Origin of the sequence: Hydrogenophaga sp. SNF1, from assembly GCF_034421675.1 — a bacterium.
Classification (GTDB): Bacteria; Pseudomonadota; Gammaproteobacteria; order Burkholderiales; family Burkholderiaceae_C; genus Hydrogenophaga; species Hydrogenophaga borbori.
In genome coordinates this window covers 1777683-1802430 of the sequence record NZ_CP139793.1, presented here as the reverse complement: position 1 = coordinate 1802430, position 24748 = coordinate 1777683, and the positions used below count along the sequence as shown (strand labels likewise).

At 65.5% G+C, this 24748-nt stretch carries 22 protein-coding genes and 1 pseudogene; all 23 read right to left on the bottom strand.

The features are described 5' to 3' along the window. Positions 1-147: 147 nt before the first annotated feature. Positions 148-2178: a DNA topoisomerase III gene (locus tag SOM08_RS08705; protein WP_127805104.1), complete on the bottom strand. Its 2031-nt coding sequence runs from the start codon at positions 2176-2178 to the stop codon at positions 148-150. A gap of 278 nt (positions 2179-2456) precedes the next feature. Next, positions 2457-2906, bottom strand: coding sequence for a single-stranded DNA-binding protein (locus SOM08_RS08700; protein WP_127805106.1), 450 nt, complete (start codon positions 2904-2906; stop codon positions 2457-2459). After that, on the bottom strand, positions 2903-3454 hold the full coding sequence (locus SOM08_RS08695) for a DUF3158 family protein (RefSeq protein WP_006410647.1): 552 nt from the start codon (positions 3452-3454) through the stop codon (positions 2903-2905). Before SOM08_RS08695 ends, SOM08_RS08700 begins: the two co-directional genes overlap by 4 nt. Then, complete coding sequence (locus SOM08_RS08690) at positions 3451-4224, bottom strand: PFL_4669 family integrating conjugative element protein (protein ID WP_127805108.1); 774 nt, start codon at positions 4222-4224, stop codon at positions 3451-3453. The genes SOM08_RS08695 and SOM08_RS08690 overlap by 4 nt, the downstream gene beginning before the upstream one ends. Before the next feature lie 309 nt (positions 4225-4533). Then, entirely contained in the window at positions 4534-5790 is a 1257-nt protein-coding gene (locus SOM08_RS08685) for an STY4528 family pathogenicity island replication protein (RefSeq protein WP_127805110.1), read from the bottom strand. A gap of 3 nt (positions 5791-5793) precedes the next feature. Then, positions 5794-6354: a DUF2857 domain-containing protein gene (locus SOM08_RS08680; RefSeq protein ID WP_127805112.1), complete on the bottom strand. Its 561-nt coding sequence runs from the start codon at positions 6352-6354 to the stop codon at positions 5794-5796. A 12-nt stretch (positions 6355-6366) separates the two neighbouring features. Next, entirely contained in the window at positions 6367-8028 is a 1662-nt protein-coding gene (locus SOM08_RS08675) for a ParB family protein (protein ID WP_127805114.1), read from the bottom strand. Next, positions 8021-8278, bottom strand: coding sequence for a type II toxin-antitoxin system HicA family toxin (locus tag SOM08_RS08670; RefSeq protein WP_127805116.1), 258 nt, complete (start codon positions 8276-8278; stop codon positions 8021-8023). The genes SOM08_RS08675 and SOM08_RS08670 overlap by 8 nt, the downstream gene beginning before the upstream one ends. Next, the gene (locus tag SOM08_RS08665; RefSeq protein ID WP_127807332.1) at positions 8262-9128 is read right to left on the bottom strand and encodes a ParA family protein; all 867 of its coding nucleotides are present in this window, start codon (positions 9126-9128) and stop codon (positions 8262-8264) included. Before SOM08_RS08665 ends, SOM08_RS08670 begins: the two co-directional genes overlap by 17 nt. A gap of 40 nt (positions 9129-9168) precedes the next feature. Continuing rightward, entirely contained in the window at positions 9169-9387 is a 219-nt protein-coding gene (locus SOM08_RS08660) for an AlpA family transcriptional regulator (RefSeq protein WP_127805118.1), read from the bottom strand. A gap of 141 nt (positions 9388-9528) precedes the next feature. After that, a complete protein-coding gene (locus SOM08_RS08655; RefSeq protein WP_127807333.1) occupies positions 9529-10287 on the bottom strand; it encodes an ATP-binding protein in 759 nt (252 codons plus the stop codon). A gap of 541 nt (positions 10288-10828) precedes the next feature. Continuing rightward, positions 10829-11737, bottom strand: coding sequence for a LysR family transcriptional regulator (locus tag SOM08_RS08650; protein WP_127805120.1), 909 nt, complete (start codon positions 11735-11737; stop codon positions 10829-10831). Positions 11738-12033: 296 nt separating this feature from the next. Continuing rightward, positions 12034-13968 carry an esterase/lipase family protein gene (locus tag SOM08_RS08645; protein WP_127805122.1) on the bottom strand — a complete coding sequence of 645 codons (1935 nt, stop codon included), beginning with the start codon at positions 13966-13968 and terminating at the stop codon, positions 12034-12036. Further along, positions 13965-15011 (bottom strand): DUF4105 domain-containing protein, encoded by a 1047-nt coding sequence (locus SOM08_RS08640; RefSeq protein WP_127805124.1) that lies wholly within the window; start codon positions 15009-15011, stop codon positions 13965-13967. Before SOM08_RS08640 ends, SOM08_RS08645 begins: the two co-directional genes overlap by 4 nt. A 94-nt stretch (positions 15012-15105) precedes the next feature. Beyond that, on the bottom strand, positions 15106-15486 hold the full coding sequence (locus tag SOM08_RS08635; protein WP_241559781.1) for a TetR/AcrR family transcriptional regulator: 381 nt from the start codon (positions 15484-15486) through the stop codon (positions 15106-15108). 6 nt (positions 15487-15492) lie between these two features. Continuing rightward, positions 15493-15621: pseudogene (locus SOM08_RS08630) on the bottom strand (hypothetical protein); the annotation flags it as partial. A gap of 48 nt (positions 15622-15669) precedes the next feature. Continuing rightward, positions 15670-17184, bottom strand: a complete 1515-nt coding sequence (locus SOM08_RS08625) for a thymidine phosphorylase family protein (RefSeq protein ID WP_127805126.1) — start codon at positions 17182-17184, stop codon at positions 15670-15672. Then, on the bottom strand, positions 17181-18539 hold the full coding sequence (locus SOM08_RS08620) for an MBL fold metallo-hydrolase RNA specificity domain-containing protein (protein ID WP_127805128.1): 1359 nt from the start codon (positions 18537-18539) through the stop codon (positions 17181-17183). The genes SOM08_RS08625 and SOM08_RS08620 overlap by 4 nt, the downstream gene beginning before the upstream one ends. Before the next feature lie 30 nt (positions 18540-18569). Further along, on the bottom strand, positions 18570-20954 hold the full coding sequence (locus SOM08_RS08615; RefSeq protein WP_127805130.1) for a xylulose 5-phosphate 3-epimerase: 2385 nt from the start codon (positions 20952-20954) through the stop codon (positions 18570-18572). A 34-nt stretch (positions 20955-20988) separates the two neighbouring features. Continuing rightward, positions 20989-21885, bottom strand: coding sequence for a ribose-phosphate pyrophosphokinase (locus tag SOM08_RS08610; protein ID WP_127805132.1), 897 nt, complete (start codon positions 21883-21885; stop codon positions 20989-20991). A 68-nt stretch (positions 21886-21953) separates the two neighbouring features. Further along, complete coding sequence (locus SOM08_RS08605; RefSeq protein WP_127805134.1) at positions 21954-23036, bottom strand: lipid A deacylase LpxR family protein; 1083 nt, start codon at positions 23034-23036, stop codon at positions 21954-21956. Continuing rightward, entirely contained in the window at positions 23033-23530 is a 498-nt protein-coding gene (locus tag SOM08_RS08600) for a universal stress protein (RefSeq protein WP_127805136.1), read from the bottom strand. The genes SOM08_RS08605 and SOM08_RS08600 overlap by 4 nt, the downstream gene beginning before the upstream one ends. Before the next feature lie 16 nt (positions 23531-23546). Then, positions 23547-24746: an acetate/propionate family kinase gene (locus SOM08_RS08595; RefSeq protein WP_409794743.1), complete on the bottom strand. Its 1200-nt coding sequence runs from the start codon at positions 24744-24746 to the stop codon at positions 23547-23549. Between the last annotated feature and the right edge of the window lie 2 nt (positions 24747-24748).

Genomic DNA, 24748 nt, shown 5'->3' with positions numbered 1-24748 from the left:
CAATGACCTTCTCGCCCTGTGGCCGTCTCGGGCCAGCAGGACGCGCACACCGTTGCAGAAGGGAACGCGCGCTGGGGAATCCCGCGGGGTGCGGGAGGTTTGCCCCGCCGTCGGCAGCAGCCGGCGTGGCAGAGGGAGACGTGAGCGTCAGTTCGCCTTGGGGCGCCGACGCGCTGTGCTGGAGGTGCGGCCGGATGCACCGCGCTTGCCTGCCGCGGCATCTTCGATCGGCAGCGTGCCCTTGCAGTCCGGGTAGCGGCTGCAGGACCAGAACGCACCGCTCTTGCCGCTGCGCTGGCGCATCGGGGCGCCGCACTGCGGGCAGTTCGGCGCGGGCGGCAGCTTGAGGTCGAGCGTGGCGCCGCGGTACTGCTGCACGAGCTGGGCGACCCAGCTCGATTGCTTGTCGATGAAAGTGTCCAGCGTCATCTGGCCGGCCTCGATCATGTCCAGTGCCTGCTCCCACACCGCCGTGGTGCCCGGGTCGGCGATGGCCGCCGGCACCGCGTCGATCAACGTGAAGGCCGCATCCGACGCGCGGATGGCGCGGCCCTTCTTCAAGAGATAACTGCGGGCCAGCAGCCCGCTGATGATGTTGGCGCGCGTGGCCTCGGTGCCGATGCCCGTGGTGTCCTTCAGCTTCTGCTTCAGGCGCGGGTCGGTCACGAGCTTGGCGACGCCCTTCATGGCCTTGACCAGCTCGCCCTGCGTGTAGGGCTTGGGCGGCAGCGTCTTCAATGCCTTCAGTTCGACCTGGCCGACCTGGCAGGAAGTTCCAGCCGGTAGCGCCGGCAACACCTGGCCGCGCTGCGTGTCCTCGCCGTCACCGTCTTCGGGCTCCGGCGCCGCCAGCACCTGGCGCCATCCGGCCACCGCGATCTGCTTGCCGACCGCGACCAGCGACTGGCCGCCGCACGTGAGCTGCGCCACCGTCCGGTCGAACTCGTGATGCGGCAGGAACTGCGCGAGGTAGTGGGCGCGGATCAGCCGGTAGACGGCCAGCTCCTTGTCGCTCATCGCCGAGAGGTTCGCAGGCTCCAGCGTGGGGATGATGCCGTGGTGCGCCGTGACCTTGCCGTCGTTCCAGGCCCGCGAACGCTGGTTGCGGTCCAGGCGGTCGATCAGCGGCCGCAGGCTGGGGTCGGTCTTGACCAGACTGTCGAGTACGGCCGGCACCTCGGCCAGCATGCTCTCGGGCAGGTAGCCCGAATCCGAGCGCGGATACGTCGTCGCCTTGTGCGTCTCGTACAGCGCCTGGACAATGTCCAGCGTCTCCTGCACGTCGAGGCCCAATTGCTTGGAACACACCTCCTGCAAGGTGCCGAGGTCGAACGGCAGCGGCGGGCCTTCGCGCACGCGCTCGGTCTCCACCGACAGCACCTGGGCGGCGCCGGCCGCGCGCAGGCGTTCCGCGGCCTGCTGCGCCACCGGCTGCTGCAAGCAGCGGCCGGCGTCGTCGGTGCTGCCCTGCGGCGGCGTCCAGGTGGCGACGAAGGACTGGCCCGCATGCGACAGCGCCACCTCGATGGCCCAGAACGGCACGGAGACGAAGCGCGCAATCTCGCGATCACGGTCCACCACCAGCTTGAGCGTCGGCGTCTGTACCCGCCCGACCGACAGCACGCCGTTGTAGCCGGCCTGCCGGCCCAGCAGCGTGAACAGCCGGCTCAGGTTCATCCCCATCAACCAGTCGGCACGCGATCGGGCGAGCGCGGAGAAATACAGCGGCAGGGTCTCGGCCGAGGGCTTCAGCGCGCCCAGTGCCTTGCGGATGGACGCATCGTTGAGCGCCGACAGCCACAGCCGCTGGATCGGGCCGCGGTAGCCGCACAGCTCGATGATCTCGCGGGCGATCATCTCGCCTTCGCGGTCGGCATCGGTCGCGATCACCAGCTCGCCCGCCTTGGCGACGAGCTGCTGCACGACCTTGAACTGCGCTGCGGTCGCCGCCTTGGGCTCGACACGCCAGCTTCGGGGAAGAATGGGCAGTTGCTCGATGGCCCAGCGCTTGTACTGTTCGCCGTAGCCTTCGGGCGGAACCGCCTCGACCAGATGACCGATGCACCAGGTCACGACGACACCCGTACCGCTGTAGCAGCCGTTGCCGCGTTGACCGGCGCCCAGCACACGGGCGATGTCCTTGCCCTGGGACGGCTTCTCGCACAGGAACACGCGCATGAAGCCTCCTTGGAAGTGTGCGGTTCATCGGATGGCCCCAGCTTGGCCGGGCCAGCGGATGACGGCAGCAAGGAAGCCGATCAGCGCAGACACCGCTTTGTGATCGGCAGGCGATGCGTTGCCGCAGCGGCATGCGCAAAGCCGCAACGGCTGGCGCAGCGGGAGCGTCGTTTCGGGAGGGCGGCTGGAATTCGGTGGAACACCCTGGAGCTATCCCCTGGGGATAGCTGTGCATGGCGGGCGTCTGACGGTTGCTACAGCCGCCCCCTGCGGGGGAGTCAGCCCTTGGCCTTGGTTTCCTTTGGCGCCTTCGTCCCCTTGGCCTCCTTCGGCGGCGGTACTGCGGCCTCGGGTTCCAGCGTCCTGGCGCTGAGGGTCACGGCCTGGATGCGGTACGGCAGAATGCCGATGCGGCGGGCCTCGATCTTGAAGGTCGTGCGCTCGTTGTCGTCGGCGTCCTCCCACTCGTCCTTCACCGTGCGGCCTTCCACCAGCACGCGCATCCTCGGCTGGTACAACTTCTGCCAGTGCTCGGCGTCGCGGTGCCACAGTTCCACCGGCGCCCAGAAGCCGCCGCGGTCCTCGTACTCGCCGTCCTTCCGTGGGATCGGGTTGTCGAAGTAGACGTTCAGGCGCAGCAGCCGGCGCGGCTCGTCGTTGCCGTTGGGGAATTCGCGGTAGTCCGGCGCAGAACCGATGTTGCCCTCGCCGACGAAGTGCGTGCTCATGGTGACTCCTTGGGGGTGGTGGATGGAACGGACGCGGCATGCCCGTGGACACGTCGCAGGTAAGCCGCTTCGGCCTGCGCGGCCTTGCTGGCGCACTCCTGGGCCTGGCGGCCCAGCGTGTGAAGGAGGCTGATCTGCATGTTCAAAGCGATGCGCTGCAGCTCCATCGCGTACAGGTCGTCGATCAGCGAGGCCGGCGTCGCCGGGCGGTCGAGCAGCGATTCCCACAGCGCCACGCCCATGGAAGAACGGTCGTGGTTGCGCCAGCGCAGGAAGGTCGTGCCTGCGCCAGTGGTCTGCTGGGCCAGTTGCACGTCGAGCAACGTGAAGGGATAGGCCCGCGCCTGTTGCAGCACGCGCCGCTGCGCCAGGCCGATCAAGTCGTCGCGCAGCGCCGTGCATTGGTTGGCCCAGGTCTCCAGACTCCCCTTACCTTTAAAAGGCTGTAAAAGGCCTTTTAGGTAGGGGCCGTGTTCCAGGCGCTGGAAGTCCGCCTGTTCCAGCGGCAGGAAGCGCGCCGGTTGGCCGGTGGAAGACGATGCCGTCATGCCTTGGCGCCTTCGCCGTCCAGATCGTCGTCCGTCACGTCGGCTGCGCCAGCGCTGGGTGCGGCATCGGGGGCTGCACCCTGCTTGCCCGCCCGCCGCGCGATCGGTGGCGCAAAGCGCGAGCGGCGCGTGCCTTCGAGCACGTCCTGCGGCAACTCGCCGAACTTCTCCAGCGCCGCCCGCGCCACTGCGTTCTTCGAGGCGAAGTCGTCGCGCGTCGCGCCGGAGTAGCGGTACTGCTGTGCCAGCGAGAACAGGCTGCGCAGCGCGTGCGCGCCGTCGTTGAGCCAGCGTTCCAGCGTGCTGCGGTCGATCAGTGCGGTGTGATGCGCGAGGATCAGCTTGCGCGCCAGGTCGTCGTAATCGGCCAGCAGGTACACCGCCATGAAGCCGAGCTGCGCATTGACGAACAGCGGCAGCTTCACCGGCTGCACGTTCATGTTCTCGCCCAGGGTCAGCGCGGGCGGCACGTCGGCCAGCGCCTGGTCCACCTGCTCGCGCAGCGCCTGCAAGCTGGCCTTGGTCTGCGTCAGCTTGTCCTCGATGCGCAGCATCCAGAAATCCGAGTAGGGATCGTCCTGCTCGGCGCCGCGCTTCATCTTGTTCATCACGCTGATGTAGCCGTTCAGGCCAATGATCCCGGGCCGGCCCTCGGTGGGCGTTCGGCCATGCCAGATGCGTGAAGCGTGGTGGGTGTGCAGCGTCAGCGACATCGCGCTGCGCAGCGATCCGAGATTCAACTGCAGGGGCTGCTGGGATTCGTTGGCCATGGTGACGACTCGCGGTAAGGGAACGAGCCGCCAGCATCGGCATCGCCCGGAAGGGCGTCAGTCAACAAACCGCAGCGGGTGCGCTCCCGGTTGTCGTTCGGGAAGGCCGCGTGTTCCGTCTATCCCCAGGGGATAGCTGCCATCGCAAGCGATGAAGACGGCGAGTGAACCGGATGGCGCGGAAGGCTGCGTGTTCCATCTATCCCCTGGGAATAGGTCCGCACCGGGCTGCGACGATGTGACGCATGACAGCACCGAAGCCGATGGCTGGAAGGCTTCGTGTCCCAGCTATCCCCTGGGGATAGCTGCTCAGGAATCGCCAAGCGTCGAACGCAGCTTCGCCAGGTAGGCCCGCGCCGCCTCGCGACCGGGGCCGTTCGGCGCAGGCGGTGGCGGTGCAGAGGGCGCCGGTGCGGCAGGACGTGGCGGCGATGACGGCGCAGGCGGCGTCGATGCCGAACCAGCTTCGCCGGCCCAGGCCTTGAACTCGCCGCGGATCGCCTTCTGGACGATGCCGAACAGGTAGCCGGCCGGGTTGCGCACCGCGCTGTTGCGGCAGCGTGCATCCCATTCGTCCAGCACCGCCTGCCGCAGCGACTCGTCCACCTGCTGCAAGGCCACCATCGCGCCGCTTTGCTGCTCGTCCTTCAAGCGCAGCAGGCGCTCGGGCAGGCGCAGGTGCTGCAACGCCTTCGCGCGCGGTACTGTACGTACTTGATTTATACGATCCATACGTACAGTACGGTCCTCCTTCGGATTCCGAAGTGAGCCGTCTGGCGCGGGTTTCAGCCCTGCTTCGGATTCCGAAGACGGGCCATCGAGATTCCGAAGCAGGCCGTCCTGGCCTTCTTCGGATTCGTGATCCACAGGCGCTTGTGGATAACTCGCGTCCGCCCATTTGTTGCGCGCCATGCGCTGTGCCAGCACCTGCAGCCGCGTGGGCAGCGTGCGGCCGTTGAGCATCGGGTCTTCGGCGATCTCGCGCAGGGTGTTCATGCCGACGATCTGCACCGCCTTCGCCGCATGGGTCAGCGCCTGGCTGACCAAGCCGAGGTAGTCGGGGTCGAGCTGCATCGCCTCGAAGGGTGTCAGCGGTTCGTCGTGCAGCACGTAGAGGTTGCCCAGGATGCGCCCGGTCTTCGGGTCGCGGCGTCGTCGCACCAGGCTCAGCCAGCGCGTCAGCCGCAGCAGCGTCAAGGCGCGCGCCACGGTCTCGTGCGAGGCCTGCGCCGCGCACGGCATCGAAGCGAGATAGGGCCGGAGCTGGTCGTAGGTCGGGAACGCCGTCACGCCGTCGCTCTGGAGCTGCAGGCGGAACACCTGCCAGGCGTTGCGCTCCAGCGGCGTCAGGCGCCGGTCGAGGAACAGCGCGCGCGGCACGCTCTCGTGCCGGTTGCCGCTGTAGAGGAAGCCGTCGCTGACCGGCGCGGCCAGCGATGCAGCAGCAGCGCCGCGCGGGGCTGGTGGTGTCGGTGGTGCCGGTGGCACTAGTTCCCGCAGCGCGTCGTCGAACAGTGCCGACAGCGCCACGGGGCCATCGCGCCGGGGTGCGCCGCCGGTCGCCATGGCCTACACCAGCCCCTGGTCGATCCAGTTGCGTATCGCCGACCAGATCACCGACATCGGCAGGTTCAAGGTCTCGGCCAGGTCCATGGTCATCGCCAGCATCGCCACCTCGTCGTTCAGCGCGATGCCGCGCTCCATGACGCTGGCCTTCCACTGCTTCCACAGCGCCGTGTCCTGCGCTTCATCCAACACCGGATGCCGTCCCTTGCGTTTGGGCAGGCCGAGGATGTCGCGGCGCAGGGCCACCTCCTGGTGCGTAAGCCCGTAGAAGCGGCTGACCATCTCTGTGCTGGCGCCCAGGCGCAGCATGCGGTCGACCGTCGCGATCTCTCGCTCCACGTCGTGCACTTGGCTCAGCAGCCGCTTCAGCACATCGCGGTTCACCGACACCGAACACCACGACACTGTGGCGTTGACCAGCATGCTCACGAGTTCGGGGTGCTTGAGCGCGTCCAGCTCCTCCTCGCCGAAGCCCATCGCCTTGCAGCGCCGCAGTTGCCCATTGCGCAGGTCGTGCAGCGCCTGTGCGATGACGGCCTGGTTGAGCGGATGCGGTGCCGACATGATGGCCTCCGCTCAGGCGCCGTGGCCGGGGTTGCTGGAGGCCGCGCCGGTCTCCAGATCCAGCAGCCGGCGCGCCAGGCGCAGCAGCCGGAACAGCTTTACCAGCCCGGCATCGCTCAGGCGCGGATATGCGCCGCCGCCATGCAGCAAGGCCGCCAGGTCGTCGGCCAGCCGGGCGCCATCGAAGCCGGCGGCGGGTCGGGGCGCGGCGCACAGCGCATGCAGCAAGGTCAGCACCGCACACGCGAACGGAGGCAATGCGCGCACCGCCGGGGGCGCCACGCAGACGAAGCCGATGCCGCCTTCGCTGGGTTCGACCTGCCCGGCCACGTCGGCTTCCTCGGCGATCTCGCGCGCGAACTGCGCGATGTGCACCCGCAGCCGATCCGGCACATCCAGGCCGGGCTCGATGTACCAGACATCCGAGATGGGGTAGAGCCCGCCCGCTTGCACAGGGATCGCGCGCAGCGCGTCGGCCTCGAAGTCGGGCAGCTTGTCGCCCATCTGATCGGCCACCATGCGCTGGATGGATTGCAGGCGTTCGGTGGTCGGGGCCGGGGACACGATGTGACCCTGCAGGCGCTCGTCACCCTGCTTCATGCCCTTGTCGCTGGCGGCCGGCGTGGAACCGGCCTGCGGAGCCTGGCCAGGGCCAGGCTCCGACGACTGCACCGAGGGGCCGGTCGGCGGCGAAGGCGGTGACGGTGGTCGCGGTGGCTCGGCCGAAGGCCCGACCGGCACCGCAGGTCTTGCCGCCTGCAGCGGCGCAGGATCGCTGGTCAATGCGCGCTGCCGGCTCTCGCTGTCGTCGATTTCCAGGCTCAGCGTGTCGTAGTCCGCTCCCAGCGGCTCGGCCATCTGGCCGACCAGCTCGTCCTGCACCCGCTGCGGTGAGAAGTTGTCGGGCTGCGTGTCGAACTGCGCCAGCACGTCCTGGAACAGCGTAGCGAAGTCCATCGACAGGTTGCGCCCCAGGGCACGCCGCTCCCAGGTGCGTTCGCAGGCCTTGCGCAGCACCGCGAGCCGTTCCACCTGATGCCGGCCGAGCCCGCCGTACAGCAGCGTGGGGATCGCCGGGAGCAGGTAGTGCACGGCGTCCTGCATGCGGCTGATGTGCGACTGTGGCAGCGGGAACCCATCGGCCGTGAGCCGCCGCGCCAGCTCGCTCTGCGACAGCGCCTGGCCGCTTTCCTGCTCGTAGAACTCGCGCGCCTTCTCCACGCCCAAGGCCCGCTCGATGAAGCTCAGCCCGCCGCGCAGCTCGTTCTCGGCCAGGTGCCCGGTCAGCATCACCACTTCGCCGCGCTGCGGCCACGGGCGGAACAGACAGGGGATGCGGAAGAACCGTTCGTCCTTGGTCTCGCTCCACAGCTCGCGCAGGATCGCCAGGCGCGTGTTGCCGCCGTTGCGGATGATGTAGTGCGGTTCGCCGGGCCGGCGCGTGATCGCGGGCGGCGCATCCAGCCCGCGTTCGCGGATCGAGGCCTTGATGTCCTCGTAGGCCGGGTTGCGCGTCACGCGCGGGTCGTGGTCGTAGGGGCGCAACTGGTCCAGCGTCACCACCATCGGCGTGTCGGCGATGGGGTCGCTCAAGGTTGCGGCCGAAGGGCCGTTGCGCTCGAAGCCCGAGGCCAGCAGCTTGGCGGCCATGTCCTGCGGCGTCAGGTCAGCCACGGCCGTTCTCCTGAGATGCTGCAACACCCTGGGCCGCCTGTCGGTCGGCGCGGCGAAGCTGCGCACGGGCGTTGCGCTCCGCGCGGTGGTCGCTCGCCGTCGAACTGGTGTAGATCGGCGCGCAGCCTTGCTCCGTGAACAGCAGGTGCCCGCCGCGGGTGCGCACCACCTTCCAACCTTCGCCCAGGGCGAACTCGATCAGCCCTCGCAGCCGCTTGTGGCCGCGGGCCATGTCATGTGCGCTGACCATGGCCGGCCCCTCCCGTATCGCCTCGGCCGGTGACGAGCGCAAAGCGATCCTGCCATGCCGGGAACAGCTCGCCGGCCAGCGCGCGCATGGTCTCCAATGCGGCGGGTGCCGTGCGGCCCGCCGGTTGGCGGTACTCCACCCGATGCACCGGCAGGCCCCGCGTCGCGGCGCGCGGATAGGCTTCGATCGCCGGCACGTCGGTGTCCAGCACGCGCACGCCGGGCTGCTCCTGGAATACCTGCCGCAGCGCCTGCTGGATCAGCCGCGCATTGGACGACACCTGATGCACGCGGTTGATGAGCAGGTGCAGCGGCGGCGGTTCGATGCCGAGGTGGCGGTACGGCGCGATGTCCTCGATGAGTTGCAGCGTGCCGCGCCGCAGCTCGCGCGCCGCCAGGATTTCCGGCGTCACCGGCGACAGCGCCAGGTTCGAGGCCAGCACCGCCATCTCCAGCAGCACGCTGCGCGCGCCCTGGGTGTCGATCAGCAGCAGGTCGTAGCGCGGCGCCAGCGTGGGCAGCAGGTGGCGCAGCCGCAATCTGCCATCGGGCGCGTGCAGCAGCAACGTGTTCAGCTCGCCGCGGTCGTCGTTCGACAGCACCAGGTCAAGCCGCTCGATCGCGGTGTGCGACACCAGTTGCTCGGCGCGCTGCTCGTTATAGGCCAGCATCTCGTAGATGCCGGCCGGCGCGCGTTCGGCCAGCGTGAAGTAGCTCGACAGCGTGGGCTGCACGTCCAGGTCCAGCAACAGCACGCGCAGCCCGGCGTCGGCCGCGAAGCCGCCCAGGTTGGCCGCCGTCGTGGTCTTGCCCACGCCGCCCTTGGTCGAAATGATGGACACCACCTGCATGGGCTTCTCCCGGTTGAATGGCATGTACCGAGGAAAAGCGTCAGGCGCGCTCGTTGAGGCGATCGGCGATCCATTGCTCGACCTCCACCGAGTCCCAGCCCACGGCGCGCACGCCCAGGCGAAGCGCCTTGGGGAACTTGCCTTCTTTCATCAGGCTGTAGATGTGCGCGCGCTTGAAGCCGGTTTTGGCCTCGACTTCGGCGCGGCGCAGGATGCGGTGCTCGGCCGGCACTGCCGGCTCGGTGGTCTGCGAAGACATGAGAGACACTCCTTGACGCTCACTGGCGCTGTTCGGAAAGTGCCTCGTATTCAATACACCGCGGTCGCCGAAATCACTGCAATTGCAGAAGCAGCGACTGCAATTGCAGTGCGCCGCATCGGCATCATGCTGGCCGCGTCGTCAGCGCGACGCCTCAAGGTGGCGCCGCGCCTGCGCGAGCTTGCTCCACAGCGTCCGCTCGCTGAGACCCGGCCGCCCTTCGTGGTGTGCGATCAGCGCGCTGACCACGGCATCCATGCTGCGGAATGAAGAATAGGCCGCACCTGACGGCGAATTGCCCAGCAGCAGCGTCAGAAGTCCGCCGATGATGTTGAGGTAAGTCGTCTCGCTGCGCAGGCCAGGCTCGCGCGCCTGTTCGTCGTTGGCCGCGCGCGTGGCATATTCCTTCGCCAATGCTTCGTGCGCGATACGCAGCGTTTCATGCACCAGGGCAAGTTCGGCAAGTTGCGACTTCGTTGCTTCGCGATCGGCCAGCAGGATGTTGAGCGTGTCCACGCTCACCGCCGGATGCACCACGCGTTCAATGCCGTCAAACAAAAACCCCGGCCGATCGCCGGGGTAGAACTGCGACATCCACGCTTTCAAGTCCACGTGGCGCACGGTCAACTCGGGGTCGTCGAGCGCCGGCCGCTGCGAGTCCAGCACGATGCCGGCCTTGCCGCCGGGCAATTCGCCATGTGTCAGCGCGTCGAAGATGCGCTCGACATATAGGCGCAGCAGCGGCCAGCGCGGGAACTCGCCGGGCTCCGGCATGACCCGCTGCTCCAGCGCTTCCAGAATACGCTGCTCGAAGCGCAGGAGACCGCACCAGCGGACGGCCGCCTCGATCGGTCGGTAGTACGTCTTTGCGCCAAAGGCGTGGCTGCTCGATTTCGGCATATCGCGCTCTTCCCATCGTCGGATCGACACATGGCAAGCGCGCGCGGCCCACATGGGCGCAGCGATTGCCCAAAGAACCCGATGAAGCGCGAGCCGGTCGGCATCGTGGTGGAGGTTGGGTGCGGCGATGTCGCCGAGCGTTACGCAGGGGGCTAACACTCCTTGCGGTGCCCGCTACACCTCCACCATAGTGCACCTGCGAAAAATCTTGTTACCGGCGCAACGGTTTGAAAAGTCGCGCATCCAAGTTCGATCAGGAAGGGGATGCCGCGCTTTACCGGAAAACCAGGGCAAAGTTTTCGTAGGAAAACGGGCGAGGTAAAGCGCCAATGCGTCTTCCGGCTGAGCCGGTTTGCATCCAGCAAGGGCTCATGCGTTCTGCGTCACTGCAGTGACCTCGATAGCTTGAAGGTGCCTTGCTTGATGCCGGGTGGATAGGCCCGATTCGCCATTCAAGCCCGTGACGCAAAAGGTCGGCCGCCGATGCAATTCGGGTCAAGGTCCAGACCGAAAAGGAATCGCACCGTCCAGAATCCCCGCGTCACATCAGGCGTTGATCGGCGCCTTGCGGGCGTCCGACACGCTCCACGCGGTCGATGAACTGCCGCAGCGGCTCCATGATTTCGCCTTCGGGTCGCAGTAGATAGGTCGTCAGCGAAGCGGTCTCATCGGCCAGCGGCCGCACTACGACATCGGCCTGATGGCAACCCGCCAGGTGCGCCGCGCTCGAAAAGCCCACGCCGTAGCCGGCGGCCACGAGGGCGAGCATCAGGGAATGGGTTGTGACGTACTCGGCTACCGTCGGCTGCGCATCCACCGTGCGGAGCACCCGTTCGCGTTGCCGGCTGCAACCTTCGCAGACCTGGGGATCGCACAGCACCAGCGGATAGCTCGCCACTTCCTCCAGCGGCACTTCCTTGAAAGCCAGCAGCGGATGCCGGGCGGGCAAAACCACCACCAGCGGGTCTCGCCACACCGGCACGGCGACGACGCCGGAATCCACCTCACTGGCCAATGCAAAACCTGCGTCATACAAGTCGTTGCGCAGTCCAGTCACCAACTGCGCCAGTGGCGTTTCAAATATCCGAATGCCGACCTGTGGCGCCTCCTCCCGGCACAGCGCAAGCAACGCCGACAAGCGGGCCTGCCCCATGTCACCCGACAGCGCGATGCGCAGCGTGTTCCGCTGGTTCGCTGTGGCACGTGCCTTGGTCTGAGCCTGCTCGAAGGCCAGCAGTACGCGCCGGGCTTCTTCGAGAAAGACCTGTCCCGCCGACGTGAGACGAACACTGCGTGGCAAGCGGTCGAGTAGCGGCACCCCTATATCCGCCTCCATCTGGCGGATCGTGCGCGACAGTGGAGACTGTTCAATGTGTAGCCGTCGAGCAGCCCGGCCGAAGTGCAGTTCCTCGGCAACGGCGATAAAACAGCGAAGATGGCGTAAGTTCATGATTTCTCCCTACCGATGTGATCAGTCCATATGATCGTAGGGAGCCGCATAGGTGCGGATGAATCACGTCTGTATCGAGATGAGAGCTATCCTTGGGTGATGGTCGGATGCTTTTCACCCACGTCTGCGTCAACAGCGAGCCAAGCGCCATGGGGTTTTTTGCATAAATCTGCCTGAGAACGAACTACCCCAACCCCAGACGCAGCTATACCACGGCCACAGCCTTGGGCGTGCCCAGTTCGGTGAATCTGTTGAGAATGGAGCGCGTCTGATATGAGGCAGCAGATGGCAATTGTCTATCGCTGCGTGGAACACTCTCCCCGCAGAGCCATGTCTTTTCTCAGAATGCGTTGAATCTCTAGTATCGCGGCCGCGTCCTGTTGCACGCTGTGCCCCGAAGTGATGACTTTCTCGGACTGTGCGCCGGGAAGGTGGGCGCTGCGGTAAGGCACAAGACCATCATCGGAATCAACGAGGGCCACTTGGGGGTCAGCCTGGGCCACGATCGAGTGATAACGCACCTGGGATGAAATGGGAAAGCCAGCAGCCGTACGCACGAAAGGATCGTTTTCGTCGAGATTGTCCACGCTATTGGGCATGCTTCCCAGGCTTTCGCGGCTGCTGGCAGCCACATTCGGCGCCAATGTGTGGGCGAGTTCTTCGAGCATCGTAATGGGAAAGCGGATGAATCCCGCCATCCAGCGCCCCAAGCGCCCACCCGCGATCGACGTACCCCGATGAGGCGCTGCGATGAAGATGGCGCTGCTGACATTCGGAACGGGCTCGAAGTGCAGCATCGAGTCTATGCGCTTGATCTGCTGCGGCGTCAACCGTCCGTCATCCGCAACCAGTTGCACCAGCGACTGATCGGTTGACGACACCATCAACCTCGCGATGACGCCGCCCATGCTATGTCCCACCAGTACGAGGTCGGACGACGCCGGCGCCTGGCCGGATGGATCGAAATGTGCCAGCGTATCCCCGAGCGCCCTGCGAATCATGGCGTGGTTCAATGCTATTGGCATGTTTGTGGGGTAGTAAACCTGCCAGATCTGGTAATGGTGGCGCAGAGCCTCATCGCCCAGGATTTCGTTGGCGAGTTCAACCCAGGCTTCCGGGCTGCTGGCCAGTCCGTGCAGCATGACGATGATCCGCCTGTTCGGGTCATAGGGCTGCATCAGGTAAACGTGCGGGCGGTCGATGCCCCCCTCGCGCCCAAGCAAACTGCGAAGCGACTGTCGGTTGAACTTGGAACGGGCCAACCACAGGCCGTAGCCGGCCGTGAAATTGGCGGCCAGCGGCACACGTTGGCCGCGCAGCATGATGGCCGATTCCACATAGGGGTCATGCACCGTCAAACGAGCGGTATGGGTATGCAACACGCTGTCCAGGCTGTCTCCGTCGGGATGCAAAAGAACCGTCATGGAAGGCGCGGGCATCTCGCTCCAGGGCAGAGCTGGCTGACTATGTTTTGCCACGGGGTGGCCATCCTGAGTCGGAGTGGCGTTCAGGGAGTCGTCCGGCATGACCGCTACAAGCTCGGCGCCAAAGCCGTCGCGCCGGTAGAGGCTGCGCAAACCACGAAAAGACAGGGACGAAGCCGGCACCAGTTCGGCTGGCACCGCCGCACTACCCGACATGCGCGCACTGCGCAGATCCAACTTCAGTTCCCAGCCTGCAATGGTCCCACTGGTCAGGGCTGGCAGCTGCGCAGGCATTTGTTGCCGAATTTCAAACATGCCAGCGGCAGCATGCTCGACGGCATAGTTATACCAATCCCGTACTTGGGTCTGGCGATCCTCGAAGGCCCGCTCTCCCGGAGTATGGTCGCCAAGGAACAGATAGGCATAGGCATAGCGAATGGTCTCAAGCCAAGCGGCTTGCTGCACTGATCCGGGCTCCATGGCCTGTGCCTGCGCCAGCCATAGTTCGGACAGTGCCGCCAGGCGCCGATCCGTGGCAATCCCCGTCACGGCGGCCAGGGCCTCAACGCACTCCGATGAGATCGGCTTTGCGCATGCCTTTACATCCAATGCCGCCACCCTGATGGTCTGGATAGTCGCATCGCTGAGCTTGTCGCGTGTCAGGATGTCGCTGCGCTTGAGTTCGATGGCCTCCCTGGCCGTCAGCGCATGAACTTCAACGGCTGGGCGGAAAATCGAGCAGCCCCCCAACAACACTGGGGCAATGGCGACCCATGCCATGAGACGGCAGGCCTGTGGGAATCTCATGGATGTACCTCGTTGACCGGGATGCCTGGGATGCTTTGTCGAATCGACATCGAGAAGTCGTCCCCTGATGCATCGGAAGCAAGGGCATGTTCGTTGATGTACCCAAGTGCCTGCAATTCACCATAGCGATAACCGGGCGTCAATCCATGCAGGTCGTAGACATATTCCGCAAAATGTCCAGATAGCAGCAAGCGATAGTCGATCGGCAACGTGGGTGCAATGAGCCGAGCCAGCTCGAATACGATGGTCGTGCAGTTACTGGTTAACGTGTTGTAAAAGCGCGGTGTGTGCCGTAGTTCATTGGCCGCTTTCAGGTACTCCAGAAACAACGCGCGGACGCTGGCCTGACTTATCTGCAACCGATAGAGGTAAACGTCCTCGCCTCGCGCATTGCTGCGCGTACGCACAATGTCACGCTCATCGGCAGCAACCAGGACTTGCTCGAACTGACGGAAGAATCCTCCGATCGCCGAGAAGGACTCGTGGCGCTCCTTGCGTATTTCCAGCGAAAACACCACCCGTTCGCCACCATCGAAACCGAACGACACCAGGGTGTGGGCAATGTGCGGCCCCATCCAGTAGGAAAGCACCAGGTCGGCGCTGCGCAGGCGATCCAGGTCGTATGTGCGGCTCTCCCACAGCGGGGTGTAGTCGGTTTCGCTGCGCCACTCGAAGTTGCGTACGTTTTTCAGGTGAACATGGTTGCCGTCGATCCTGGCCTCCAGCAACTGGGCGACATCGTCCGCCCACACGCGTTGGTGTGACGGATGCAGCGTTCCCCTCCACATGAGCAGGAAGGCAGTTGCGACCACAAATGCGAATCCGGTAACGTTGCGAGTTTGTCGTCCAAGCAAGCTTGCCTGCGGCAAGACAACAGGAACGCCCAACGAAGACCATATGGCAACGACGAACCCTCGCGCCACTGAAGGCTGTGGCATCTGATACCACAGAGCCAGTGCACCCCACACTGTCAGCAGTTGTACCGCAAAGCCAATCGCCAGACGCGCAAGGGCGCGCAGGACTCTATGCGCAACCCTGCTCATTGGGGCTGCAAAATCTCAAGCAGCAGTTGCCGGTGCGCATCTCGTAGCTGTACGAACGAGATGGAAGGATCGCTCCTGGATAGCATCGAGGAGTTCAACCACAGCAGTGCGGGAGCGAGGGCCAGCGGGAAAAAAACTTGATCAAAACGCCTGGTCGAATGACTCCTCGGCGTATGTTGCTTTGGACGATGGTCTGCGCCCGCTCTTTGAACCCGTGCGCAACTTCGTTGTACCAACGCTGCACCAGTTCTGGTGTTCTAGCGCTTTCGGTAAGAAGCAGCTGGTAGATCGACATCGTGGAAGGGGATTCAAACGTCGTATGCAGGCGGTCAAGGTAGATATCGACCAGATCAGACAACGTCAGATCCGGGAACCAACTCTGGAAATCGCAAACCTGCTTCACCGTACGTTCGCACAAGGTGTGAAAAATCTCTTCCTTGCTTTTGAAGTAGGCGTTGATGCCTGCCTTGTACAAGCCCGCACATTCCGCCAGGGGCTCCTTCGACACAACGTTGTATGTCCGACCCGCGAATTCGACAAGGGTCGTGTCGAGTACTTCCCTCTTTCCTGGCGGCAGAGGACAGGTAGCGGTTCTTGTTGGGCACGTCATTTTCTTGGTTGGCATTCATGGAAACGAGGCAGGGTCAGATTTAGACGCTTACTGCGCCACCCGGACAATTTCCCCCACCTCGTTGGCGTAGCCCAATGCATAGGCGAGTTCCCCTTGCGTTTGCGCATGCAGGAGCAACAATGTTTGGCCGCGTGCAACCTCGTCGCCTAGGCGCACTTGTATGCTGATCCCGGCGGCCAGACTCTGCGGAGCCCCCGCCAGCTTGGCCAGCCGGGCGAGCTTGCGGTTGTCGATGTGCACGACCCGCCCTGCATGCGCCGCGATTAGGGGTTCCACGTACTCGGCAACGGGGGGTTGACGCAATCCTCCCTGTGCCGCGCAAATGCGCTGGAACTTCTCCCACGCGCAGCCGCTGTCGATCGTCTCCAACGCCAGCCGCATGCCGTCTCCCTCGGCCACCGTCCCAGCCAGCTCCAGCACGACGCCCGCCACAGAGGCAGCGCGTTCACGCAAGTCCATGGGAGCGTCTTCATCGCAACGAAGCACCGCCAGCACATCCTGCGCTTCCAGAGCGGGCCCAATGCCGCGTCCCACGGGTTGATTGCCATCGCTGAAGATGCATCGCAGAACCAACCCGAACTGCGCCGCAGTCTCCGTCAGACGATCCGCCAGGTGCTGTGCCGCTTCGATGCTGCGCACTTTGGCGGTGGGACCCACGGGAATATCGATGACGACGTGGGTCGCACCGGCAGCGATCTTCTTGGACAGCACGGATGCGATCAGTTGGCCTTCGGTGTCGATGTCCAGTTCGCGCTCGATGCGGACGAAAACGTCATCGGCGGGCGACAGGTGCATGGCGCCGCCCCATGCAAGGCATCCACCTTCGGTCTCCACCACGCGCCTTAGCGCAGCGATGTCCAGGTCCACCGGCGCCAGCGTCTCCATGGTGTCGGCTGTGCCCGCCGGCGAGGTGATGGCGCGCGAGGAAGTCTTGGGCATGACCAGGCCATTGGCGGCGGCGATAGCGACCACGATGGGCGTCGTCCGGTTGCCTGGCAGACCGCCGACACAATGCTTGTCCACCACGATGGGTGCGTTCCATGTCAGTGTTTCACCGACCTCGACCATCGCCCGAGTGAGGTGCTCTGTCTCCTGCAAGTCGAGTGGCAATGCTGCGGTAGCTGTCAGGAAAGCCGACAAATGCACGTCGGTGTAGCGCCCCTGAACCACATCGCGCACGATGGCCGCGAGTTCCCCTGCACTCAAGCGCTGACCGTGGACGCGCCGGCGGATGCCAGCTAACGACTCCAGCACCGGCGGATGCCGGACGACCACGCTGTCGCCGTCGCCGATATCCAGGGCCGTCCAGGCGGCCTCGGACAAGGCGACCTGGCCAGTGGCTAGCAAGTCGCTATCGATCTGGTACAGCAAAGCCTGTACCTCGCGCTCACCTGCGACGATCAGCACCTGGGAGCGAGGCGCCAGACCTTCGGAGCGACAGACGTGGCAGTCGGTGCGCATGAGCGCTACAGGCTGGTGCTGGGCATGCAGGTACATGCGCACCGCCCGCAGGGGCGGTGGAGGTGCCAGCCGCGCGCTCACAGCTCGAACTCCTGGCCTTGCAGCGGCACCGTGGCCTGCCAGCCTAGTTCGCGCTGGACACGCTCGCGCAGGCCTTCGGAGGCCTCGGGTTCACCATGCACGATGAAGAGGCGTTTGGGTGCTTGCCCAAAGCCCAACAGCCATTGAAGAAGCTCGTCGCTGTCCGCATGCGCTGAAAGCATCGGCAACTCGGCCACTTCGGCGTTCACGGGGATCCACTGGCCGAACATCTTCACCTCGCGCGCGCCTTCAAGCAGTTTGCGTCCCCGAGTGCCCGCGGCCTGGAAGCCGGAGAAAAGCAAGGTGTTGCGGTGGTCCGGTGCGAAAGCAGCAATGTGGTGCAGTACGCGGCCGCCCGTCGCCATGCCGCTGGCCGACAGAATCACCTTCGGATAGCGGTTGGCCGACAGTGCCTTGGATTCTTCCACCTCGCGCACGTAGGTGACGGCGGCGAAGGCTTGCTCGAAGTCGCGCTCCGCGAGCTTGTGTTCGCTCTTGTGCCGGTACAGCAGTTCGGTCGCATTGGTGGCCATAGGGCTGTCCAGAAACACGGGGACGTTGTTCAGGCCGCCTTGCTGACGCAGCAGCCACAGATCGTGGATCAAGGACTGGGCACGGCCGACCGCAAACGCCGGCACCACCACCGTACCACCGCGTTGCACCGTGCGGGAGATCACGTCGCCAAGCGCCTTGACCGCGTCCGATCGGTCATGGCGGCGATTGCCGTAGGTGGATTCGATGACGACATAGTCGGCCGATGGCACCGTTTCGGGATCGTGCATGACGCGGTCGCCATAGCGCCCCAGGTCTCCCGAGAAGACGATGCGCTGGCCACCGATATCGATCTGTGCAGTTGTGGCGCCCAGGATGTGGCCCGCGCGGCGCAGCATGAGCCTGGCGCCGCCGGGCAGTTCGACCTCGCTGTGCAGCGCTACCGGCTGGAAGTGCTTAAGAGCACGTTCGGCGTCGGGCACGGTGTACAGCGGCAGGGCCGGTTTGTGCCTGGAAAAGCCCTTGCGGTTCGCAAAGTCAGCGTCCTTCTCCTGCAACCAGGCACTGTCGAGCAGGATCAACTCGGCCACGTCGCGCGTGGCCTGCGTGCAGTAGATCTTGCCGCGGAACCCGTCCAGTATCAGTCGCGGCAGGTAGCCGCAATGGTCGAGGTGGGCATGGGTCAGCACCACCGCATCGATGTCGCGCGGCGACACGTCCAGGCGCTGCCAGTTGAGTTCACGCAGGTTCTTCAGTCCCTGGAACAGGCCACAATCGATCAGGATGCGTGTGTCGCCACTGGTGAGCAGGTGCTTGGAGCCGGTGACAGTGCCGGCTCCGCCGAGGCTGGTCAATGAAAGCATGGAATTTTTTCGCTGTTGGATGGGTTTGGATCAGGTTTCAGATGAGGCCGGAGCACCCGACTCAACGCGGAGGGGCACTGACTGGTCGGCCGCGCCATCAACGGCAGCCCGCTGGTTGTTCCAGCCTGTTACTTGCGCTGCGGCATAAATGGCATTCACCCAGGTGCTGCGGTTGGCGATCAGCATGCCGGTGACATCGAGTGTGCCGCCGCGGTTGATGTAGCCGAGCGCCCGTGTCTTGGCGGGGCCGGTATCGATCCGGCGCAGCACGCCCAGCATCGGCTCCGGACGGGTATGGCTCATCAGCACACGGGGCAGTTGTGGGGGAAAGAGGCTCTCCAGGGTGGCATCGCCGAGCACGAAACCGGCCTCGATCTCGTCGCGCGGCATGCGCAGCCGGCCGGGTTCGATCACCACAGTCACGCACGATCCCAGGCCGTGGAGGGCCAGGCGCGCATGGGCCTTGAGGGCTTCTTCGAGCTGGTAGGCGCCGACGGCCACGAACTGCATCTGCGCGGTGGCCGGGTCGCCGGCCACATGGGTCGCCCCCTGCGCGAGCAGCGATTGGGCCGCTTCGGCCGTGAAACGGTTCGGTGTGTCGCGCTTGGACACCACGATGCAGGCCAGTTGCCCGCGGCTGGCGTAGACGTCGCGCAGCGCGGCGGTAGCCGTGTTGGCATCGACCGGGAACAGCACCCGCGCAGTGTCCGACATCTCGCCCAGCAGCGCTTCGCCGATGGTGGGGTCCTGGTGCGACTGCTCGTTCTTGCTGTTCTCCCAGGTGTGGGAGGTGACGATCAGCGGAACCGAGATCCAGCCCGGCGATTGACCAAGCTCCTTCTGCCGGCGCGCGAAGATGATCTCCTGGCGCAGCATGCCCAGCATCTTCACGGCGAAGGCTTCGTAGCTGACGATCAGGTTCAGCCCGCCCTTGTTGCCGAGCGCGGCGCCGGCGACGGCCTCTTCGTTGAGCGCCGTGATCACTGCGCCGTCCACCGCTTCCGCAATGCCGGGCTCGGGTGCGTTGACGCGGTGTTTCAGCAGCGCCAGGGTGGCCCCCATCTTGTTGCTGGCGAGTTCGTCGGGGTTGCCGATGCGCACGCGCAGCTGCGGGTTCGCCTGCACCAGTGCGACGAACCAGTGATCCAGTGCGGCCATGGCGCTGGCCGAAGCGCCCACTGGCACCCCGTTCGGCGGAGGCAACTGGGGGCTCGCTGGATGGCGCTGGGCCATGGGGTGTGCGCTTTCGCGTGGGCGCCGGCTTCTTTCGTGGTTCGCGAGCGCGGCGAGCGCCTGCTCCAGCTCTGGCTCTGGCACGAAAAGCGCCGCCGCGCCCGCATTGAATGCCTCGCGTGCTTGGGCGTTCTCGCGCGGGTTGCCCGCGAGCGGCAGGTTGTGGGCGGCGTTGGTCGCCGCGCCGGGAAAACCGAAGCCTTTCTCTGTCTCGGCAATCATATAGGGCAGCTTGGCGGGATAGCGCTTGTCCGCGCTTGATGCGAAAGCGCTCAGCGCATCCTCGGCCTCGATGATGGCCCAGGCGATGGCCACGGGGTCGCGGCCATCGACGACGACGGGATCGAAGCCGTTGTGGCGCAGGTCCTCGGCCAGCCAGCCCGCGCCGCCTTCCTGCACGATCTGGGTGCGCTGCTCGATGCGCCGGCCGTTGAGGACCATGATGGGAATGGCAAAGCCGCAGTCCTCGGCCCGCCACCAGCGCGGCGCCCAGTCCGAACCGCGCTGCTCCTCAAAGGCACCGTCGCTGAGGAACGTGACCAGGCTTTCTCCCGGCAGTGGCGTGTGCACGTACTGCAGTCCAGCGAATCCCAGGTAGCCGCCTTCGGAGATTGCGCCGGCCGTGTTCGGCCCCGCGTGGCTACCCAGCGGCACGGCGGGCCGGCCCTGCTCGTCGATGGCGTAGGAGTAGAAGTCGCTGATCAGCCGCGACAGGCCGACTTCGCTGCGGTCGTAACGGCCACGCTGCGCGGCGGAGACGTCGCCGGTCAAGGCATTCACCGCCTCGATCGCGGCCACGCAGTGGCCTTGGCCCATCAGCCAGCCACGAGTCGTTCCGGTCAGCGCATTGGCCAGCAGGTAACCCACGAAGGCCGGCACCATGTTCAGCGAGCCGCCGGTGTGGCCCTCGGGTGTTGGCTTGAAGTCCTCGATCGCTAGCGGGCGGCCGCTGCGGTCGATGCGCCGGGCATAGGTCATGTGCGCCACCACGCTCATGGCGGTGCAGCTGAGGCGGTCGGCCGCCGCCAGCAGTGTATGGGCCGTGGCCTCGTCCGCGACGCGCTGCTGCGCGACCAGGCGCTGCACCAGGGCCTGCATGCGTTCGATGGTTTCAGCCCGGTGGACGATGGGGCCGTAGCCGGCCTGCCAGTCGGCAAGAGGGTTGGTCTGATGAGGGGGCATGTCGGCTCTCCTGGGGATGTGGGGCGCTCAGGGATCAGCTGCGCGAATCGGTCTGGCCGCTAAGCAGGGCTTGGACGAACAAGGGGGCCAGGGCAATGCCGTTGCTCGCATGCGGCACCGCGTCGGTGGAGGTGATTCGGGAGAACAGGGGCACGAGATGTGTCCAGGCATCCTCCGCGAACAGCGCATGTACCACGACGCACTCGGGCCGACGCATCCCCTGTTCGACGAGCTTGTGCGCCGCCATGATCAGCGTGCGTCCGGATGATGCGATGTCATCCACCAGCACCGGGGTTCTGTCGCGCCAGGAGGACAGGTCGGGCGCGTCGATGTCCACGCTGCGGTCGCCATGGCGGGTCTTGCGCAGCACGGCATGTGGGACACCGATGCGCGCCGCGATCGCACCGGCCCATTGCTCGCTCTCCTCGTCGGGACCAACGATCAAGGGCTGGTCGACCTCCTGTGCGATCCAATCGGCCAGCAGTGGCGCGGCGTGCAAGGTCGTGGTGGGAATGGTGTAGACCGCCGAGAGCGTTGGATGGCGGTGCAGATGGGGGTCTACCGTGAGCAGCTGGTCGAACGTCGACGAGACCAAGCGTGCGAAGGACCGCGACGTCACGCTTTCCCCATCATGAAATCGCTTGTCCTGCCGCATGTAGGCCAGATACGGCGCAACCAGGTTCACCTCGCTGGCGCCAAGCTCGCGCGCGGCATCGGCGGCGAACACTAGGGACAAGAACTGTGGATCGGGCCGATCCAGCGTGCAGACCAGATCAACGGCCCGCCCGGCTGGATCGCCATGCAGGCGGACATAGCTCTCGCCGTCGGGGAAGCGACGTGTTTCGATACTGCCGACATCACTGCCGCAGGCCTGGGCGAGTTGATGGGCCAGTGCTTCATTGCCGGGAAGGGCCAGAGTCAGTCGTTGCAAGGGTGTTCTCGTTCTTCATGAATTGTTCAGGGTGGCCCATGGGGCACCCAGGACGGGATTGATCCGCATCAAAATCTTCGCCCCACGGTGATCGTCCCGTAAACGGGGACCTCTTGCTGGCCGCGGAATTCGCGTGTGCGGTGGTAGCGCGCGAACGCGATGCGCCAGTTGCCATGCGTGAACGCGAGGCCATAGCCGATGTCGGCTACGAAGGGCCGCTTGTCCACACTGTGGCTGGACTTGAAGGTATTGCCGTCCAGTGTGATGTCGTGTAAGACCCAGCGGGCATCAAGCGCAACGAATAGGTGCCCGTTCCAGTTGCCGCCAGCAGTTTCTCTGACGGGCGAGGTGTTCTCGCCGGCTGGCCGCAGCGGCGCGGTACCGAAGTCATCGGGCAGCCGTATTCCATAGCGCAGTTCTGCGCCCGCGTTCGCGTAGGTGGCGAAATTGCCCAGGCTGCCTCCCCAATGGCGGGTCAAGTCCCATCCCCAACCGTTGGTCGTCTCTTGCCTGAAAACGCGCTTTCTGCGTTCGTGGAGCAACTGCAGCACCGGTTCGTCGCGCAGTTGGTGTCCCCAGCCATTGAAGCGATCCACGCCGATGATGCCGTGCCACCAGTTCTGTGTTTGTCTGGCCAGGGAGGACGGCCCTACTACGCCAACGCGAATCTGCGAGGTACGAAGCGTATCTGCAAGCCTCGCGTTGTAGCCGAAACTCAGCATCAATGCGCCGGCGAAAGGCCGGTCATCAGCCATCAGATCACTGCGCGTCTTGTCGGTCGGGGTGTACATCATCTGCCCGAGTCCGATCGTCATGTTCTGCTCGTCGAAACCCTCGGGCTGCAGAACTGCGAGAAAGCGATTCAGTCCACGGACAAGTCGCGGAAGGCATGGGTCATCGATATAGTCGATCAGGTTTGGAGAGACCCAACTGACGAGAAACCCATTGGAGTACCCCCGGTCCTGACCGACGCCTCCGAACATGTCATTGTCGATCCGCAGATTGAGGGTTCCAGTCGAGCGCAGCGGGTTGTCGCGCGGGCAAGACTGCTCCTGCCCAAAGGCATTCTCGGACGCGATGCTCAGCGACAGCAGCAGTACGGCTGCGGCGCCAAGCCTCTGAACAAAGTTGGCGGGTTGGACTGCCGTCACGCAGCAGTGCCCCCCCACCCCGGCGGTTGGCTGGTCGTAGCGGCTGATGGGGGCTGGCGCACCAGCATGACCGGAACCGGCGCAATGCGGGCGACCTGCTCGGCGTCGCTGCCCAATAGAAGCCGGTCCACGCCGCGGCGGCCATGCGTGCCCAACACCACCAGGTCGCAGCGCGCGGACAAGGCCTGCTGGGCGACCAGCGCCGACACGCGCTCGCCCTTGCTCTCGATTAGCAGGGTTTCCACCGTCAGGCCCTGGCCGCGCAGGCGCGCGGCAGCGGCGTCGAGCAAGGCCTGGCCGGCAGCCAGGAAGCCGGGACGGACCTGTTCGACATAGACCTGCGGCCGCTCGAAGCCATTGCAGTGCTTCATCTCCTCGATCACGTGCAGCAGCACTAAGGTCGCGCCACTCAGGCGTGCCAGCGCGGCTGCATGGTGCAAGGCGAGTTCGGCAGTGGCGCTGCCGTCGAGCGGCACTAGAAGTCTGGAATACATGGAGTTCTCTCTGGAATTAGGAAGGGTCAATGGCCGCGGTACCGAGCAGGCGCTGCGCATAGCGGGCCGCGATCCACTCCTCGTTCGTCGGCTCCACGGCCACGCGTACGCGACTGGTGGCGGTGGAGATCAGGGGGGCATCGGTCGCGTTGGCCAGCGCGTCGATGTCCACGCCCAGCCAGCCCAGCTCGGAGCAGATGCGTTGGCGCAGCGCCACGCTGTGCTCGCCGATGCCGGCCGTGAACACCAGCATGTCCAGCCCGCCGAGCACGGAGGTGAGCGCACCGATCTCGCGCACGATGCGGCGTACATACAGCTGCAGCGCCAGTGCGGCGCGTGGCTCGGTGGCTTCCCGGGCCAGCAATTCGCGCGGGTCGGACGAGATGCCCGACACGCCCAGCAGGCCGCTCTCGTGGTACAGGATGTGGCCGACCTGTTCCAGCGTCAGCTTCTCGACTTCCATCAGGTAAAGCACGGCCCCAGGGTCCAGCGCGCCGGTGCGCGTGCCCATCATCAGGCCGTCTAGGGCCGAGAAGCCCATGGTCGTGGCCTGGCTTTGGAGCCCGTGCATCGCGCACAGGCTGGCGCCCGAGCCCAGGTGGGCGACCAGGGTGCGGCCGCACGCGGCCTCGCCATGGCGCTCGGCCAGTACGACGGCCATGTATTCGTACGACAGGCCGTGGAAGCCGTAGCGGCGCAGCCCGCGCTCGGCCAACGCATGTGGCAGTGGAAGCAACTGCTCGACCGGCGGCAGCGTGTGGTGGAAGGCAGTGTCGAAGCAGGCGAACTGCGGTAGATCGGACCGCTCGCGCAGCAGTATTTCTATGGCCTCCAGCGCGAAGGGCTGGTGCAGCGGCGCGAGCGGGATCAAGGTCTTCAACTCGGCCAGAACCTGCTCATCGACGCGTGTAGGGGCGAAGTACTTGGCGCCGCCATGCACTACGCGGTGGGCGATGGCCGCGATGGACCGGCCGTTCAGCCAGCACAAGATCTCGTCGCGGATGATCTGCAGCGCTGCGGCATAGGGGTGCGCGCGGCCCAGGTCCACCGAGCGCACCGGCACAGTGCGCGCGCCGAAATCGGGGTGCGGACCGCCGATGCCCTGGACCTTGCCGTTCCAAGCCGGCTGGCGAGCGCTGCCGCTGGCCTCGAACACGCCGAACTTGATGCTCGACGAGCCGCAGTTCAGCACCACGATGTAGGAAGGAACGCTCATGC

Coding starts and splice junctions, on each gene's coding strand:
- SOM08_RS08640 (WP_127805124.1), bottom strand. CDS start 15,011: ATGAGCAGGGTTGCGCATAGAGTCCTGCGCGCCCTTGCGCGTCTGGCG.
- SOM08_RS08705 (WP_127805104.1), bottom strand. CDS start 2,178: ATGCGCGTGTTCCTGTGCGAGAAGCCGTCCCAGGGCAAGGACATCGCC.
- SOM08_RS08645 (WP_127805122.1), bottom strand. CDS start 13,968: ATGAGATTCCCACAGGCCTGCCGTCTCATGGCATGGGTCGCCATTGCC.
- SOM08_RS08595 (WP_409794743.1), bottom strand. CDS start 24,746: ATGAGCGTTCCTTCCTACATCGTGGTGCTGAACTGCGGCTCGTCGAGC.
- SOM08_RS08685 (WP_127805110.1), bottom strand. CDS start 5,790: ATGGCGACCGGCGGCGCACCCCGGCGCGATGGCCCCGTGGCGCTGTCG.
- SOM08_RS08620 (WP_127805128.1), bottom strand. CDS start 18,539: ATGCTTTCATTGACCAGCCTCGGCGGAGCCGGCACTGTCACCGGCTCC.
- SOM08_RS08690 (WP_127805108.1), bottom strand. CDS start 4,224: ATGGCCAACGAATCCCAGCAGCCCCTGCAGTTGAATCTCGGATCGCTG.
- SOM08_RS08665 (WP_127807332.1), bottom strand. CDS start 9,128: ATGCAGGTGGTGTCCATCATTTCGACCAAGGGCGGCGTGGGCAAGACC.
- SOM08_RS08615 (WP_127805130.1), bottom strand. CDS start 20,954: ATGCCCCCTCATCAGACCAACCCTCTTGCCGACTGGCAGGCCGGCTAC.
- SOM08_RS08650 (WP_127805120.1), bottom strand. CDS start 11,737: ATGAACTTACGCCATCTTCGCTGTTTTATCGCCGTTGCCGAGGAACTG.
- SOM08_RS08600 (WP_127805136.1), bottom strand. CDS start 23,530: ATGTATTCCAGACTTCTAGTGCCGCTCGACGGCAGCGCCACTGCCGAA.
- SOM08_RS08695 (WP_006410647.1), bottom strand. CDS start 3,454: ATGACGGCATCGTCTTCCACCGGCCAACCGGCGCGCTTCCTGCCGCTG.
- SOM08_RS08660 (WP_127805118.1), bottom strand. CDS start 9,387: ATGTCTTCGCAGACCACCGAGCCGGCAGTGCCGGCCGAGCACCGCATC.
- SOM08_RS08680 (WP_127805112.1), bottom strand. CDS start 6,354: ATGTCGGCACCGCATCCGCTCAACCAGGCCGTCATCGCACAGGCGCTG.
- SOM08_RS08655 (WP_127807333.1), bottom strand. CDS start 10,287: ATGCCGAAATCGAGCAGCCACGCCTTTGGCGCAAAGACGTACTACCGA.
- SOM08_RS08700 (WP_127805106.1), bottom strand. CDS start 2,906: ATGAGCACGCACTTCGTCGGCGAGGGCAACATCGGTTCTGCGCCGGAC.
- SOM08_RS08670 (WP_127805116.1), bottom strand. CDS start 8,278: ATGGTCAGCGCACATGACATGGCCCGCGGCCACAAGCGGCTGCGAGGG.